This is a genomic window from Bacillus sp. EKM202B, assembly GCF_011066025.1.
GTDB lineage: Bacteria > Bacillota > Bacilli > Bacillales > Bacillaceae_G > Bacillus_A > Bacillus_A toyonensis.
This window is the reverse complement of record NZ_JAAMNK010000005.1, coordinates 57,904-72,790: the sequence shown is the minus strand read 5'-3', so window position 1 is coordinate 72,790 and position 14,887 is coordinate 57,904. Positions and strand designations below refer to the sequence as shown.

At 38.5% G+C, this 14,887-nt stretch carries 17 protein-coding genes; 11 read left to right on the top strand and 6 right to left on the bottom strand.

Going from position 1 to position 14,887, the window contains the following annotated elements; genetic code table 11:
- Positions 1 to 2 precede the first annotated feature (2 nt).
- The 7 genes from sufD (at position 3) to yunB (ending at position 7,495) form a co-directional block, all read left to right on the top strand.
- Positions 3 to 1,295, top strand: coding sequence for a Fe-S cluster assembly protein SufD (gene sufD / locus G9F74_RS08640; protein ID WP_000152176.1), 1,293 nt, complete (start codon positions 3 to 5; stop codon positions 1,293 to 1,295).
- Positions 1,295 to 2,515, top strand: coding sequence for a cysteine desulfurase SufS (sufS, locus tag G9F74_RS08635; RefSeq protein ID WP_001020759.1), 1,221 nt, complete (start codon positions 1,295 to 1,297; stop codon positions 2,513 to 2,515). Before sufD ends, sufS begins: the two co-directional genes overlap by 1 nt.
- A complete protein-coding gene (sufU, locus tag G9F74_RS08630; protein WP_000009525.1) occupies positions 2,505 to 2,936 on the top strand; it encodes a Fe-S cluster assembly sulfur transfer protein SufU in 432 nt (143 codons plus the stop codon). The genes sufS and sufU overlap by 11 nt, the downstream gene beginning before the upstream one ends.
- A gap of 48 nt (positions 2,937 to 2,984) precedes the next feature.
- Positions 2,985 to 4,382, top strand: a complete 1,398-nt coding sequence (gene sufB / locus G9F74_RS08625) for a Fe-S cluster assembly protein SufB (RefSeq protein ID WP_001118824.1) — start codon at positions 2,985 to 2,987, stop codon at positions 4,380 to 4,382.
- Positions 4,383 to 4,926: 544 nt separating this feature from the next.
- On the top strand, positions 4,927 to 6,342 hold the full coding sequence (locus G9F74_RS08620; RefSeq protein WP_206776900.1) for a bifunctional metallophosphatase/5'-nucleotidase: 1,416 nt from the start codon (positions 4,927 to 4,929) through the stop codon (positions 6,340 to 6,342).
- A gap of 64 nt (positions 6,343 to 6,406) precedes the next feature.
- Complete coding sequence (locus G9F74_RS08615) at positions 6,407 to 6,709, top strand: YunC family protein (RefSeq protein WP_000248467.1); 303 nt, start codon at positions 6,407 to 6,409, stop codon at positions 6,707 to 6,709.
- A gap of 54 nt (positions 6,710 to 6,763) precedes the next feature.
- Positions 6,764 to 7,495, top strand: coding sequence for a sporulation protein YunB (yunB, locus tag G9F74_RS08610; protein WP_002093086.1), 732 nt, complete (start codon positions 6,764 to 6,766; stop codon positions 7,493 to 7,495).
- A gap of 153 nt (positions 7,496 to 7,648) precedes the next feature.
- Here the strand turns inward: yunB and G9F74_RS08605 are convergent, their stop codons facing one another.
- Positions 7,649 to 8,632, bottom strand: a complete 984-nt coding sequence (locus G9F74_RS08605) for a M23 family metallopeptidase (protein WP_000944667.1) — start codon at positions 8,630 to 8,632, stop codon at positions 7,649 to 7,651.
- Positions 8,633 to 8,821: 189 nt separating this feature from the next.
- Between G9F74_RS08605 and lipA the strand changes: the two genes are divergently transcribed.
- The gene (gene lipA, locus G9F74_RS08600; RefSeq protein WP_000166369.1) at positions 8,822 to 9,718 is read left to right on the top strand and encodes a lipoyl synthase; all 897 of its coding nucleotides are present in this window, start codon (positions 8,822 to 8,824) and stop codon (positions 9,716 to 9,718) included.
- A 20-nt stretch (positions 9,719 to 9,738) separates the two neighbouring features.
- Here lipA and G9F74_RS08595 read toward each other — a convergent pair whose 3' ends face one another.
- Both G9F74_RS08595 and G9F74_RS08590 read right to left on the bottom strand, forming a co-directional pair.
- Positions 9,739 to 10,218 carry a YbaK/EbsC family protein gene (locus G9F74_RS08595; RefSeq protein ID WP_016107205.1) on the bottom strand — a complete coding sequence of 160 codons (480 nt, stop codon included), beginning with the start codon at positions 10,216 to 10,218 and terminating at the stop codon, positions 9,739 to 9,741.
- 74 nt (positions 10,219 to 10,292) lie between these two features.
- Positions 10,293 to 10,847 carry a histidine phosphatase family protein gene (locus G9F74_RS08590; protein ID WP_001033547.1) on the bottom strand — a complete coding sequence of 185 codons (555 nt, stop codon included), beginning with the start codon at positions 10,845 to 10,847 and terminating at the stop codon, positions 10,293 to 10,295.
- A 140-nt stretch (positions 10,848 to 10,987) separates the two neighbouring features.
- Between G9F74_RS08590 and G9F74_RS08585 the strand changes: the two genes are divergently transcribed.
- Entirely contained in the window at positions 10,988 to 11,428 is a 441-nt protein-coding gene (locus G9F74_RS08585; protein ID WP_002104427.1) for a hypothetical protein, read from the top strand.
- Positions 11,429 to 11,580: 152 nt separating this feature from the next.
- Here G9F74_RS08585 and G9F74_RS08580 read toward each other — a convergent pair whose 3' ends face one another.
- Entirely contained in the window at positions 11,581 to 12,396 is an 816-nt protein-coding gene (locus tag G9F74_RS08580) for a YhfC family intramembrane metalloprotease (RefSeq protein WP_002039875.1), read from the bottom strand.
- 182 nt (positions 12,397 to 12,578) lie between these two features.
- Between G9F74_RS08580 and G9F74_RS08575 the strand changes: the two genes are divergently transcribed.
- Complete coding sequence (locus G9F74_RS08575; RefSeq protein ID WP_000178763.1) at positions 12,579 to 13,313, top strand: MerR family transcriptional regulator; 735 nt, start codon at positions 12,579 to 12,581, stop codon at positions 13,311 to 13,313.
- Positions 13,314 to 13,347: 34 nt separating this feature from the next.
- On the opposite strand, the gene G9F74_RS08570 is transcribed toward G9F74_RS08575, so the two are convergent.
- A complete protein-coding gene (locus tag G9F74_RS08570) occupies positions 13,348 to 13,926 on the bottom strand; it encodes a YhcN/YlaJ family sporulation lipoprotein (protein WP_000744137.1) in 579 nt (192 codons plus the stop codon).
- Between the two features lie 118 nt (positions 13,927 to 14,044).
- Here G9F74_RS08570 and G9F74_RS08565 point away from each other — a divergent pair, with 118 nt between their 5' ends.
- Entirely contained in the window at positions 14,045 to 14,347 is a 303-nt protein-coding gene (locus tag G9F74_RS08565; protein ID WP_000435941.1) for a YutD family protein, read from the top strand.
- Positions 14,348 to 14,357: 10 nt separating this feature from the next.
- Here G9F74_RS08565 and G9F74_RS08560 read toward each other — a convergent pair whose 3' ends face one another.
- Positions 14,358 to 14,879, bottom strand: coding sequence for a GNAT family N-acetyltransferase (locus G9F74_RS08560; protein ID WP_000935789.1), 522 nt, complete (start codon positions 14,877 to 14,879; stop codon positions 14,358 to 14,360).
- Between the last annotated feature and the right edge of the window lie 8 nt (positions 14,880 to 14,887).

Below are 14,887 nucleotides of genomic sequence, written 5' to 3'. Positions count from 1 at the left end.
ACATGACAATCGGTACATTACCTTTCGATCAAGAAACAATCCGTCAGCGCGCTAGCGAAGTAAACGAAGCTGCTTGGTTGACTGAGTTCCGCTTACAAGCTCTTGCACAAGCAACAGAACTTCCAATGCCAACGCCTGATAAAACGAAAATTGAAAAATGGGACTTTATCGGAAAAGGCGACGCTGCTAAGCAAGAGCCTGTAAGTTCTTTAACAGAGCTTCCAGAAGCAGTGAAAAACTTAATCGATGAAAATAACAGCGTATTAGTACAACGTACTGGTACAACTGCGTTCGTTTCTTTAGCAGACGAAGCAAAAGAAAAAGGTGTTATTTTTACAGACATCGTAACAGCTGCAACAGAGCATGCTGAACTATTACAAAAGTATTTAATGAAAGACGGCGTGAAAGTAGACGAGCATCGTCTAACTGCACTTCATGCTGCATTAATCAACGGCGGTGCATTCGTATATGTTCCGAAAAACGTTGTTCTTGAAACTCCACTTCAAGCTGTATTCTTAGTAGACGGCGAAGAAGCTAACGTATATAACCACGTATTATTCGTAGCTGATGCGAACAGTACTGCAACTTATGTAGAAAACTATGTTGCAAATGAAAATGCTAAAGGTATTGCAAATATCGTAGCAGAAGTAATCGTGGAACAAGGCGCACAAGTGAAATTCGGTGCGGTTGATTTATTAGCAAAAGACGTAACAACTTACGTTAACCGCCGCGGCATTGTAGGACGCGACGGCCGCATTGATTGGGCTCTAGGCCTTATGAATGACGGAAACACAATCTCAGAGAACGTTACGAACTTAATGGGCGACGGTTCATATGCTGATACGAAAACAGTAACAATTGGCCGTGGTAACCAAACACAAAACTTTACAACTAAAGTTGTTCACTTCGGTAAACACTCTGAAGGTTGGATTTTAAAACACGGTGTACAAAAAGATAGTGCAACATCTATCTTTAACGGAATTGGTAAGATTGAACACGGTGCATCTAAATCAAATGCACAACAATCTTCTCGCGTTCTTATGTTAGACGAGAAAGCTCGCGGAGATGCAAACCCAATTCTTTTAATTGACGAAGATGATGTAATGGCAGGTCACGCAGCTTCAGTAGGCCGCGTAGATCCGTACCAATTATACTACTTGATGAGCCGTGGTATTCCAAAACGCGAAGCAGAACGTTTAGTCATCCATGGATTCTTAGCACCTGTAGTAAATGAGCTTCCAATTGAAGGAGTAAAAGCACAGCTTGTTGAGGTAATTGAAAGGAAAGTTCGCTAATGAATATTCATGAAATACGCAAACAGTTTCCAATTCTTGATCAAAAAGTGAACGGCAAACAACTTGTTTATTTCGATAGTGCAGCAACTTCTCAAAAACCAATTCAAGTCATTGAAACGTTAGAACGTTACTATAAAGAATATAATTCTAACGTGCATCGCGGTGTTCATACGCTCGGTACGAAAGCTACTGACGCGTATGAAGGTGCACGTGAGAAAGTTCGCAAGTTTATTAACGCGAAATCAATGGAAGAGATTATTTTCACGCGCGGAACGACAACAGCATTAAATACAGTAGCGGCTAGCTATGGTCTTGAAAATGTAAAAGAAGGCGATGAAATCGTTATTTCTTACATGGAACACCATAGTAACATCATTCCGTGGCAACAAGTTGCGAAGAAAACTGGCGCAACTTTGAAATACCTTCCGCTTCAACTAGACGGTACAATTTCTTTAGAAGATGTTCGTCAAACTGTTACACCGAATACAAAAATCGTTTCTATTATGCACGTGTCAAACGTACTTGGAACGATTAACCCTGTAAAAGAAATCGGAGCAATCGCACATGAAAACGGTGCAATCATGATCGTTGATGGAGCACAAAGTGCACCTCATATGAAAGTGGATGTACAAGATTTAAACTGTGATTTCTACGCATTATCTGCTCATAAGATGTGCGGACCAACAGGTGTCGGCGTATTATATGGTAAGAAAGAATTGCTAAACAATATGGAACCAATTGAATTTGGTGGTGAAATGATTGATTTCGTAGACTTACAAGAATCTACGTGGAAAGAGCTTCCATGGAAGTTCGAAGCAGGTACACCGATTATCGGTAATGCAATCGGACTTGGTGCGGCAATTGATTTCCTAGAAGAAATCGGTCTTCATAATATTGAAAAGCATGAACATGAATTAGCGCAATACGCTTTAGAAAGACTATCAGAAGTAGATGGCGTTACAATTTATGGTCCAAAGCATCGCGCTGGTCTTGTTACATTTAATATTGAAGACGTACATCCTCACGATGTAGCGACAGTATTAGATGTAGAAGGTATTGCGGTTCGCGCAGGACACCACTGTGCACAACCGCTTATGAAGTGGCTGAAAGCTTCTTCAACAGCACGTGCGAGCTTCTATTTATATAATACAAAAGAAGAAATTGATACATTTGTTGAATCGCTAATCAAGACAAAGGAGTATTTCACAAATGTCATTTAATAATTTAGATACGTTATATCGTCAAGTTATTATGGATCATTATAAGAATCCTCGTAACAATGGCGTGCTAGAAGATAGTGTTACAGTAAACTTGAACAATCCAACTTGCGGCGATCGTATTCAACTTACGATGAAAGTAGAAGAAGGTATTGTGCAAGAAGCGAAGTTTGAAGGAGAAGGATGTTCTATCTCAATGTCTTCAGCTTCCATGATGACACAAGCAGTAAAAGGTAAGAAAATTGAAGAGGCACTTCAGCTTTCTAAAATTTTCTCTGACATGATGCTAGGAAAAGAGTACGATGACAGCATCGATTTAGGAGATATTGAAGCATTACAAGGCGTATGCAAGTTCCCTGCACGTATTAAATGTGCAACATTAGCGTGGAAAGCGTTAGAAAAGGGCTTAAACGAAGATAAGTAATGTTAAAGGTTCCTAAAAACGAGGTTATCTAAGGAGGGACACACCAACATGGCGAAGCAACTGCCAGATATCGGCGATTACAAATATGGTTTCAAAGACAAAGACGTTTCGATTTTCCGTGCTGGACGCGGTTTAACAAAAGAAATCGTTGAAGAGATTTCACGTATGAAAGAAGAACCACAGTGGATGTTAGACTTCCGTTTAAAATCACTGGATAAGTTCTATGAAATGCCAATGCCACAATGGGGCGGCGACTTAAATGACTTAGATTTCGATGAAATTACGTACTACGTAAAACCATCTGAGAAATCTGAGAAGTCTTGGGATGAAGTACCTGATGAAATTAAAGCGACATTTGATAAATTAGGTATTCCTGAAGCAGAGCAAAAATATTTAGCTGGTGTATCTGCACAGTACGAATCTGAAGTTGTATACCACAACATGAAAGAAGACTTAGAAGCTCTAGGAATCGTCTTCAAAGATACAGATAGCGCATTAAAAGAGAACGAAGATATTTTCCGTGAGCATTTCGGAAAAGTAATCCCACCAACAGACAACAAATTCTCTGCATTAAACTCTGCAGTTTGGTCTGGTGGATCATTCATCTATGTTCCAAAAGGTATTAAAGTTGATACACCACTTCAAGCGTATTTCCGTATTAACTCTGAAAATATGGGACAATTCGAGCGTACGCTTATCATCGTAGACGAAGGCGCACACGTACACTACGTAGAAGGTTGTACAGCACCTGTTTACACGACTAACTCACTTCACAGTGCGGTAGTAGAAATCATCATTAAGAAAGATGCATATTGCCGTTATACAACAATCCAAAACTGGGCGAACAACGTATACAACCTAGTTACAAAACGTGCGGTTTGTGAAGAAAACGCAACGATGGAATGGATTGACGGTAACATCGGATCTAAATTAACGATGAAATACCCAGCAGTTATCTTAAAAGGCGAAGGCGCTCGTGGTTTAACGTTATCTATCGCGATTGCTGGTAAAGGCCAACACCAAGATGCTGGTGCGAAAATGATTCACTTAGCACCAAACACTTCTTCAACAATCGTTTCTAAATCGATTGCGAAGCATGGTGGTAAAGTAACTTACCGTGGTATCGTACACTTCGGACCAAAAGCGAAAAACTCTCGCTCTAACATCGAGTGTGACACGTTAATCATGGATAACCAATCTACATCTGATACAATTCCTTACAACGAAATCAAAAACGATTACGTTTCACTTGAGCACGAAGCGAAAGTATCGAAAGTATCAGAAGAACAATTATTCTACCTAATGAGCCGCGGTATTTCTGAGCAAGAAGCTACAGAAATGATCGTAATGGGCTTCATCGAGCCATTCACTCGCGAACTTCCAATGGAATACGCAGTTGAAATGAACCGCCTAATCAAGTTTGAGATGGAAGGTTCTATTGGTTAATATATGTATCAAGAAAGCGCCCTGCTGTGCAGGGCGCTTTTTTGTTTTGCGGATTTGTCTTGGTTTGGTAGAGGATACCTAGGTGGGTGTTCAGTTAAATATATCAGCGATTTTTCAAATATATCGACCATAACTCGGAATATATCAGCGATTATTTCAATATATCGACGATTCGACAAGGGATATCGACTTATCAACAAATTACGACATAGTAAGAGGAATGAATACCCCGCACCATTCAAACAGGAAAGGAGCATTTATACATAAAGAGGGCGACTGAAAGTAGTTGAGGCTAAGATACTGACAAATACAGTAAAGAATTTATAGGAAAATTCCTCACGGTAAACTTTCTGAAAACTCCTCGTTCTACCAATGAATCCACAGATTTAAAAAATAAAGCTTCTCATATAAAAAAGACAATCTTTTGCTTTTTCTCATAATGCGAGTACAATGTAAAATAGCAAGAAAAGACGAAAAGTATTTACAGGATTATTGCGTACGTATAGCGTAAATGGCAGTAAGGAATTGAGAGGAGGTTTTTTCTCTGAATATAAATAAAGAAACAATCATCCACCTTTATCATACAAACGATATACATAGTCATTTTGAAAATTGGCCGCAAATTTATCGGTTTGTACAAGGGGAGAAAAAGCGAAGACAGGAAGCGGGAGAGACCGTTTTGACGGTTGATATCGGCGATCATGTGGATCGTTTTCACAGTATTTCGGAAGCGACGAATGGGCTTGGCAATACGAAGCTTTTAAATGAGGCGTTATATGATTATGTAACGATTGGAAATAATGAAGGAATTACGTTAGCGAAGGAGCATTTGAATCGTCTATATGATGATGCTGGATTTGAGGTGCTCGTCGCGAATTTATTTGAAAAAGAAGGTATACGTCCAGCATGGGCAAAGCCTTATAAATTACATACAACGACAGATAGAATTACGATTGCTTTTATTGGATTAACGGTAGCATATCCCGAGTTTTATCAAATGTTAGACTGGCACATTGAAGATCCAATCGAGCATTTAGAGTCTATTTTAGAAGAAGTGAAAGATGAGGCGCATATTAAAGTTGTCCTATCTCACCTTGGAAAAAGCATGGATGAGTATATGGCGGAGCATTATGATATAGATGTTATTTTAGGTGCACATACGCATCATTTATTTGAGCGCGGTGTTCTTATGAATAATACTTTACTTTGTTGTTGTGAAAAGTGGGGCCGTTACGTTGGGCACGTGCAGCTTACTGTGGATAAAGAGACGAAGAGACTGTTGAAGAAGGACGGTAGAGCGATTAAGACAGAGCGGTTAGGTGCTTATAGTAAACCGTTATCCACAATTGAAATGCTGCAGGAAGAAAGTAAGCATATCATGGCAGAGCCTGTCGTTCATTTAAAGGAATCATTACCAGTTGATTGGTTTCATGAGACACCATTTTCGCACATGTTAGCAAATGCGCTGAAAACGTGGTGCGGTGCAGAGATTGGAATGGTGAACGCTGGTGTACTTCTTGAGGGATTAGAAGAAGGTGTTGTGACGCGCGGAGATATTCACAGAATTTGTCCACATCCAATTAATCCATGTGCGTTGAAAGTGTCAGGAAAAACATTAAGAGAAGTGATCTTGAAAGCACGCCGCCCGAATATGGAGAATCTTGAGGTGAAAGGATTCGGATTTCGAGGAAAAGTGATGGGGAAAATGATTTACGCTGGTGTAGAAGTCATTCCAGATACGACTCCTGGGAATAAAATTTTACTCGAAGATGTATTGATTAACGGGGAATCGCTGGAATTAGATCGTATATATACGGTTGGAACGATTGATATGTTTACATTCGGATACTTATACCCAGAGCTATCCACACTTTCTGACAAACAATATTATATGCCGGAACTACTTAGAGATGTGTTAACAGACGTGTTGATAACTCATACATCTTCCGTCAAACTATAGGCTAGTTACTTGTAACACTCATTTTTCTCTTGTCATACAGATAAGAAAGAGAGGAGTGTGAACTATGGTTAATGTGGAGCCAATTATAATCGATAATTATACGTTTATTGCGGTTAGTGTAAAACTTCCAAAGACAAATTTGCTAGCTGTAATGAGCGATAAAGGATATATTATGTGTGGTGCATTAGATGTAGGTCTTTTAAATGAGAAGTTAGGTGATCGGGGAATTATTGCTGGCCGTGCGGTTGGTGTAAGAACCATTGAACAACTTCTTGAAGCACCGTTAGAATCCGTAACGACTGGAGCGGAAGCGTTAGGTATTCCAGTAGGAACGATTGGAAAAGAAGCGTTATTAAAAATGAGATAAGCATATATCGTCCCTCCTTCTTGCATAGAAATGATATAAGAAGGAGGTTTTTTTATGAGCATATTTCGTTCGAAAAATTCGCGGTTTCGAAGGGGACCTATTTCCTTTCGGTACATACTGCTTATGTCGTTTATTCTTTTTGTGATATTACTAATGCAAGGATTATGGATTGTGAATAACAGCATTCAGCCAACGTTAATGAAATATGGGGAAGTAGAGACGCATAAAATGGCGACAGCAGTCATGACGAAGGCGGTAAAGGATAGAATTAATGAAGGATTCGACGTCGATTCATTAATGAAAGTACAAACGGATCGGAACGGAAGAGTATCTACAATTAATTTAAATACAAAGCAAGTAAATGAAATCGTAACATCAACGACCACATACATAGAAAAATATTTACAGCAAGTAGAACAAGGGAATTTGAAGGAGCTAGGTATTTCTGAAAAAAACGGGGCGACTATGGCAGTTCCTTTTGGGCGTGTAACGGATAATGTGCTTCTCGGACATCTGGGGCCAGATATTCCGATTGATTTCACGACAATCGGTCATGTAAACACGGATATTAAACAAAAAATTGAGCCGCATGGGATTAATAATACAGCGATTCAAATTGTTATGGAGATGGAAGTAACGTTGCAAGTGATTATTCCATTTCATACGAAAGAAATAAAAGTGAAACAAGATGTTCCGATTGCAACGCGCATTGTTCAAGGAGAAGTGCCTACTTATTATGGAAGCGGTGGCGTTGTTGTACCGGATAAAAAGAAAACGGATAGTTAGCGAATATAAAGTGAAACTTTAATCAGTGGGGGGCTTTTACGGGCAGTTGATCCCCAACCGACCGAACGCCTTTGCTTTCGCTGAATTTTGAGGTAGGGATCTTACTGCCGGGCAAATAGCGGGATAAAAAATAACCGTAGCAATCTGCTACGGTTATCGTTTTGTATTTGCTCGTTCTTTGCGTTCCCACAAGCTTAAATGCATGTATGGATCGAAGGCCCATTCTGTATAGCCATTGTCTTTATACATGCCAAAATGTAAGTGGGGCGGAAATTTTCCGGCTGTACCAGGAGGTCCATAACCGGTGCTACCAACAAATCCGATTACTTTTCCTGGCTCAACAATTTGTCCAAGCTGTATTTCTTTTGAGAACCCGCCTAAATGTGCGTAATAATGGTAATTATTATGCAGATCGCGAATGCCGATACGCCATCCACCAAGACGGTTCCATCCTTTTGTCTCAATAATGCCATAGCAAGTCGATCTTACTGGTACACCATATCCTGCAAAAATATCGGTTCCTTCATGAACTCTTCTTCCTCCAAAACTTCTTCCAGCGCCGAAAGTACTACGGTAGCTATGGTCACTGCGAATTGGGAGAGGAAAAGCATTTCCTTCTAAATTAATACGTCCATAATGTTTATAAATTCGGGCGTATTCACTAATTAAATCAACTGTTTTTGCACGTCTATAATATTCCCAGAGCATAATTTTAATACGGTCTTCTGACGTTCCTTGTTTCCTTAAAATAGTCGCTGCGGTATGCAGAAGATCACGGTCGCTACTTGCATTTGCAAATCCATCTTTGTCACCATCTAAACCTATTCCGCCAAATAGAGAAATTGTATGGGGGAGAGTATCGTTACTATTAATAGGTCCAGCCCATATTTCTGGTTTGAAATAAAGGGAAATGATGGCATCTGGTTTTTTCGGAATATCTTTTCTTACGCTCCGTATATTTCTTTCATATTGATCCATTGCAGCTAAGTAATACCACGGAATGCCTGAAGACTGCTCGGTTTCTTTATATAGTGCCATGCGCTTTTCGTATATGCTTTGCTGATTATCTTCACCGTAAGCGATGTTTTGGTGGAGAAGAAAGCAAATTGAAAGCAAAAGAGAAATTTTTCGAAGCATGAAATAGACTCCTTTCACAACATCACTCTTTTTAGTGTGGGATATACGGAGTATTTCATTATAGGGAACGATTGGAAAAAATCTTAGAATCTTCATTTGAGCAAATCGCTTTCATACGTTAGAATAGATATGTTACATTGAAAGAAGCGAACACGGTAAACTATTTCATATTGTGCGGAGTTGATAACCATGACAAAACAAACAGAATATAAGCGCAAGCCCGAATGGTTGAAAATTAAGTTAAACACGAATGAAAACTATACAGGCTTAAAGAAAATGATGCGTTCTAAAAATCTTCATACCGTTTGTGAAGAGGCAAAATGTCCGAATATTCATGAATGCTGGGCTGTAAGAAAAACAGCAACATTTATGATTTTAGGTGCGGTTTGTACACGTGCTTGTCGTTTTTGTGCGGTTAAAACAGGCTTACCAACTGAGCTTGATTTACAAGAACCAGAACGCGTAGCAGATTCAGTAGTACAAATGGGCTTAAAGCACGTCGTTATAACAGCGGTTGCACGTGATGATTTAAAGGACGGGGGAGCAGCTGTTTTTGCTGAAACAGTACGAGCAGTACGTCGTAAAAACCCATTCACGTCTATCGAAGTATTACCATCTGATATGGGTGGAGTAGAAGAAAACTTAAAAATGTTAATGGATGCAAAACCAGATATTTTAAACCATAACATTGAAACAGTACGTCGATTATCTGACCGAGTTCGCGCTAGAGCAAAATATGATCGTTCATTAGAGTTTTTACGTCGAGCGAAAGAAATGCAGCCTGATATTCCAACTAAATCGAGCATTATGGTGGGCTTAGGTGAAACGAGAGAAGATTTAATTGAAGCAATGGATGACTTACGTGCAAACAATGTGGATATTTTAACTCTTGGGCAATACCTACAACCATCTAAGAAGCATTTACCAGTTCTTAAATATTACCCACCAGCAGAATTTGCAGAGCTTAAAGAAATTGCACTTAGCAAAGGATTTAGCCACTGTGAAGCTGGCCCACTTGTACGTTCTTCTTATCATGCGGACGAGCAAGTACGTTCTGCAAAAGAAAAAACAGCAGAAGCCAAATAATGAAAAAAGAGAGCTAACCATTAGCTCTCTTTTTGTTTGTACTCTAAAACAGTATTTGGGCATGTGAATACAATTTTTTTTAATTCCTCTGTGGATAATTCAATTGTAAATTCGGGTACACCAGGTGTAATCAAAATTTTATCGTACGTATAAATGGAACTATCCACAATAATCGTTACATCTTGTGAATAACCGAAAGGAGCTACACAGCCAGGGGTGCAACCAGTTTTTTCTCGTAACTCATGTGGAGAGCAAAGTGATAAGCTTTCTCCTGTTATTTCTTTCATTTCTCCTCGGTCGAGCCGAGTACCCTCTAACGTAAAAAATACGAAATAATCTCCGAATTTTGATTTTAAAAATAAGCTTTTACTTGGAGTACCTTGCAAACCGAGTCTTTCACGCACGATACGATCTGTCTCATAATCAAGCACTGGCTCGTGTTCAAACTTTTCATAAGAAATATTTGTTTTATGTAGTAAAGAAAGTACATCTTCATACATATGGAATGATACCCCTCTCTATTGTTAATACAGTCTCTTCTCGTGGCGTCAACTGAGTGTTTTGGAAAGGGATACTACTTGGACGATGCTTCCCATAATCGCTTTATGATACTTTGTTCACCAATTGTAATTTCGTAAACATCAGGATTCGTTAAAGTTCTCCATTCATTAAAGCCGATCGTATGATCAAAGTGCTTTAAAATGAGTGTAAGTAAGTTTCCATGTGTAACGAGTAGTGTTGTAGTATGGTTTAATTTTAAAACGTCTTGGATAAGCGATATAGCACGGTCCGTCGCTTGTTTTGTTGACTCTCCGCCTGAAAAGGCAATATCTATGTTTGTAAAAGTAGATTCTAGTTTTGGCATCCAATCATCCATCGGAACGTTGCTTAATATACGTTCAGCTAATCGTTCATCCTCTTCGATAGATAGGTTAGCTTGGAGCGCATAGGGCCGAATAGAATCGATAGCTCGGACAAATGGGCTCGAAATAATATGATCTATTTGTATCTGATTTTCTAAAAGGAATGTAGCAAGGATATTAGCTTGATTTTTTCCGGCAGTCGTTAATTCGGCATCACGTTTTTGTCCAGTTGCGGAACAATGTCGTATTACAATAATTTTATTCATAATTCATCCCCATCTTTCAAGTTGACGCTATATACTTCGACAAATGTGGAAAAAATTCCTTTTTCTTGGAAACGGACTAGCGATTTAAGTATGTGGAAAAGTAATGTGGATAAAAAAAATTGAGGTGTCACTATGAAAAAATGATGTGCATTGTATTCATTATTTGTTTTCTTATGCAATTATCCACAACATATGCAGAATCCAATCAAAAGTTAGATTATCCAAGTAATCGAAATAAGCCATTTGTGAGTGAGGATGTGTTTTATAAACAGTTAGATAAGAAAATTTATAAAGAATACAAAAATGTAGCATATAGTGTTCGTAAAAAAATCTCATTTAAAGAAGTGCCTGATGAAGAATTTTCTTTCCTACAAAAAACAGCTGTCGGTTGTCGAAGTAGAGTGGTGCTTCAAGATTTTTTTGTTCACCCTGATCGCCAAGTGTACTTCTTTGCTTCTTTTACTCAAAATGAAGTAGAAGAGTTTCATAAGTATATCGTTATAGATGCAGAAACAAAGAGGGAGCTGCAAGAGGGCAAAAGTTATCATCATTGTGATAATCCTTATAAAGTGAAACTTTAATCAGTGGGGGATTTGTCCACTGATTATTAGTTGAACCAATCGGGTAGTTGATCTCCCGCCTAACTTCTCTGCATTTGCCGAACTTTGAGGTGAGAGTCCTACTGCCCGTTAGTGCGGAGTAAAAAATAACCCACCAACTGGTGGGTTATTTTTTACTCCGGCACACTCATTAATTTCACTTTCATTTTGCGAATCACAACGAGAGCACAAATTGTTAGTAGAAGAGTAATCCCTTCTGCAACAAAGATGTTGATCGTTTTTGTTTGGTAAAGTGCTGCGAAAAAGTCTACAAATGCGTGGAATAATATAGCATATACAAGGAAGATGTACTTCTTTTGTTTTACTGCGTATAAAACAAGCATTGTAAAGGCAATTTGCAATACGAGTGCCATAATTCTTTCTACGCTACCAAGGAAGTAAAAATAGGCAGGCTGCTCGATTAACATGTCCTTTACAAGATTTAATTGAGGTAGTTTTTCTGCCATTTGAGCGAAGCTACCATCGTTAATAGCATTTGCGAATATGAGAGTTTGCAATGCAGAGAATCCGCCAACTAAAATAGATTCTATCCCGCCGTGACCAATTCCGTAAGCAAAGCCATCTTTATATTCTAGATATTTTTTTAGTAGGAAGAAGAAGGCAACGAAGCGTCCTAATTCTTCAAAAATACCAGCAGTTAGCCCGCCATAAAGTGCGAAGACAAATGGATTTTCTAAAAATGGAGCGATTGCTGGATTACCGCGCATAAATAGATGAAATGGTGTTTCGAGAATTTGGGTAAATCCGATAAAGATAAGAACACCAACTCCGACCACTTTCCAATTAATATTATATTTTTTACGGAAATAAACGAGTACAATAATTGGGACCAGAACCGAAACAACGAGTTGCATAATGATGCTGGCAATTACAGTATTTGAAACCATACTTTCACCGCTTTCTAATATATGTACATATCTATTATGCATGAAATATGGGAGAGATGAAACTTTTAGAGATAAATTGAAACTTTAATCAATGGGAGTGTTGTCTATTCCCCGAATTTTGAGGTGAGGGTATTACTGCTCGCAAATAGAGGGATAAAATGAATTTACTTATTGACTCTAACGTTGCGTCATACTTTATCGTATGTATTAAGGGGGAGATACAAATGACAATGAGAGTAAAAGAAGTAGCTGATTTAGTTGGAATTAGTGTGCGCACACTGCATCATTACGATGAAATTGGGTTGTTAACCCCAGACGAGACGACAGAATCTGGATATCGTCTGTATTCTGACGAAAATTTAGAGACACTGCAGCAAATTTTATTTTTTAAAGAGCTAGGCTTCCCTTTGAAGAAAATTAAAGAAATTATCATGAGTCCGTCATTTGATCGCGAAGAAGCATTACAGCTTCATAAGAAAATGCTTCTTGAAAAACGTGCGAGGTTAGATAAGGTGATTGCGACGATTGATAAAACAATTCAGCATACAAAAGGAGAGATTGAAATGACGAACAAAGAGAAATTTGAAGGATTTGATTTTAGCCATAACCCATATGAAGAAGAAGCGCGTGAAAGATGGGGAGATACAGCTGTAGATAAAGCGAACGAATATGCAAAAGGTATGTCAAAAGAGAATCAGGAAGAGTTTAATACTATTTACAGAAATTTAGCGGCGCTTAGACATGGTGCACCTGATTCTAAAGAGGCACAAGAAGCTATTAAAGTATGGTATGATTACTTGCAAAACTTTGGTGAATATTCATTAGAAGCCTTCAAGGGACTCGGTCAAATGTACGTCGCTGATGAGCGCTTCACGAAAAATATTGATAAGTTTGGCGAAGGGTTAGCACAGTTTATGTGTGATGCGATGGAGGTTTATGCGGATCGTAATAAAAAATAAAAAGTAAAACAGGTGGAGGTTTTCTCCACCTGTTTTACTTTTTAATCATATCATTTAAAGTCTGATCCTCTGTATTGTTCAAATGAGGATTTTTACTCATTTCCCGTTTTAACATATCGAGGCTTTGCGTATATTCTGTATCATTTAATGCACCAGATTGCAGTCCTTGAATTTGAGAAATCAACTTTTGGTCTGTCGATACATATGCTTTATAATAGCGAGGAACGATGGACAAAGCAGCTTTATATACTTGATCCGCTACGAGTTTCGGATCCGTTGTGTTTGCACGGTATACAACAAATACTTCATCATCGGTAACGAGCGTAGCAGCGTTTGTAACGTCAGGAAGTTTGACTGTCATGCTTGTAATCATTTCAGCAACTTTCTCACGGTTAATGGCCCCTACTTGTTTGTTAGATACTTCATGCTTTTGTTTAGATGAATAACCGACTCTCGTTAATCGTGTATTTGTATTTTCCGTATGATACATGTCGTTTTTGTTGGAAACAAGAACACGGCTTCCTTCCTCACGTTCCATTTCGGCTTTATTCGTTGATTGGCAGCCTGCAAATAGGGAAAGAGTGAGAAGGGAAAGTAAAATTTGTTTTTTCACGATGTATCACCTCCTTCTCCATAGCATGTACTAATTTGCAATTTTTTGTATTTGAAATTGTTGGTTGTTATGCTTTGTGATACGATAAAAAGAAGAATGCTTAGAGAGGAAGTTAATGATGGAGCAAAAGCAAGAAATTCATGCTACGGTGAGCATTAATAATGTTCAGTACGAAGTAATTAAAAACTTTCGTGACGGTTTTAGTGAAGAAGCATTTAAAGAGCGCTATGCAGAAATTTTAAATAAATATGATTATATCGTTGGAGACTGGGGATATGAGCAACTTAGATTGCGCGGATTCTTTGATGATAGTAACCAACGTGCGACATATGATACGAAAATTAGTACTTTATCAGAGTATTTATACGAGTACTGTAACTTCGGTTGTGCACACTTCGTATTACGAAAAGTGAAGAAATAAAAAAATCCTCTTACGATTGTAAGAGGATTTTTTCATAGCAATTATACCAGTTGTGAGGAGGCTGTTTACTTTCAAAATAAACAGCACCTCGGCAAATATAATCGTTTTTTTCATATAGACTTAATGAAACCGGATTGCGAGTAAAGCAATCTAGGCGTATGCCATTGTAACCTTTCCGTCTTGCTTCACTTTCCCAAAAAGATAAAAGTACTTTACTATATCCTTTTCCTTGCGAGAGAGGATGGATAACGAAAGAGTGGACGATAAGAAAGCGTCCGTCTGTTTCTGACCAATCAATTCGTTTATATTCGGGAGACTGCCACTCGTTTAACACGACAGCACCAACGAGTGAATCATCCTCAAACAAGCAATAGAGTTCATCTTGTTCTAAGTGATAGGAAATATGTTCTCGAGCTGGATAAGAATCATCCCATTGGTAAATTTGATTTTGTAAGAGCGCTTTTTTACATTCTGTATACATTCTATCTAATCCTTCTAATAAATCCATCGTACCTTTTCTCACGTTTAGCATGAGGCACC

What these genes read in the sequence shown, in the direction of transcription:
- G9F74_RS08560 (WP_000935789.1), bottom strand. Translation starts at nt 14,879, where the DNA reads ATGCTAAACGTGAGAAAAGGTACGATGGATTTATTAGAAGGATTAGAT.
- G9F74_RS08595 (WP_016107205.1), bottom strand. Translation starts at nt 10,218, where the DNA reads ATGTATGAAGATGTACTTTCTTTACTACATAAAACAAATATTTCTTAT.
- yunB (WP_002093086.1), top strand. Translation starts at nt 6,764, where the DNA reads ATGAGCATATTTCGTTCGAAAAATTCGCGGTTTCGAAGGGGACCTATT.
- G9F74_RS08585 (WP_002104427.1), top strand. Translation starts at nt 10,988, where the DNA reads ATGATGTGCATTGTATTCATTATTTGTTTTCTTATGCAATTATCCACA.
- sufU (WP_000009525.1), top strand. Translation starts at nt 2,505, where the DNA reads ATGTCATTTAATAATTTAGATACGTTATATCGTCAAGTTATTATGGAT.
- lipA (WP_000166369.1), top strand. Translation starts at nt 8,822, where the DNA reads ATGACAAAACAAACAGAATATAAGCGCAAGCCCGAATGGTTGAAAATT.
- sufB (WP_001118824.1), top strand. Translation starts at nt 2,985, where the DNA reads ATGGCGAAGCAACTGCCAGATATCGGCGATTACAAATATGGTTTCAAA.
- G9F74_RS08575 (WP_000178763.1), top strand. Translation starts at nt 12,579, where the DNA reads ATGACAATGAGAGTAAAAGAAGTAGCTGATTTAGTTGGAATTAGTGTG.
- G9F74_RS08615 (WP_000248467.1), top strand. Translation starts at nt 6,407, where the DNA reads ATGGTTAATGTGGAGCCAATTATAATCGATAATTATACGTTTATTGCG.
- G9F74_RS08580 (WP_002039875.1), bottom strand. Translation starts at nt 12,396, where the DNA reads ATGCATAATAGATATGTACATATATTAGAAAGCGGTGAAAGTATGGTT.
- G9F74_RS08565 (WP_000435941.1), top strand. Translation starts at nt 14,045, where the DNA reads ATGGAGCAAAAGCAAGAAATTCATGCTACGGTGAGCATTAATAATGTT.
- G9F74_RS08605 (WP_000944667.1), bottom strand. Translation starts at nt 8,632, where the DNA reads ATGCTTCGAAAAATTTCTCTTTTGCTTTCAATTTGCTTTCTTCTCCAC.
- G9F74_RS08590 (WP_001033547.1), bottom strand. Translation starts at nt 10,847, where the DNA reads ATGAATAAAATTATTGTAATACGACATTGTTCCGCAACTGGACAAAAA.
- sufS (WP_001020759.1), top strand. Translation starts at nt 1,295, where the DNA reads ATGAATATTCATGAAATACGCAAACAGTTTCCAATTCTTGATCAAAAA.
- sufD (WP_000152176.1), top strand. Translation starts at nt 3, where the DNA reads ATGACAATCGGTACATTACCTTTCGATCAAGAAACAATCCGTCAGCGC.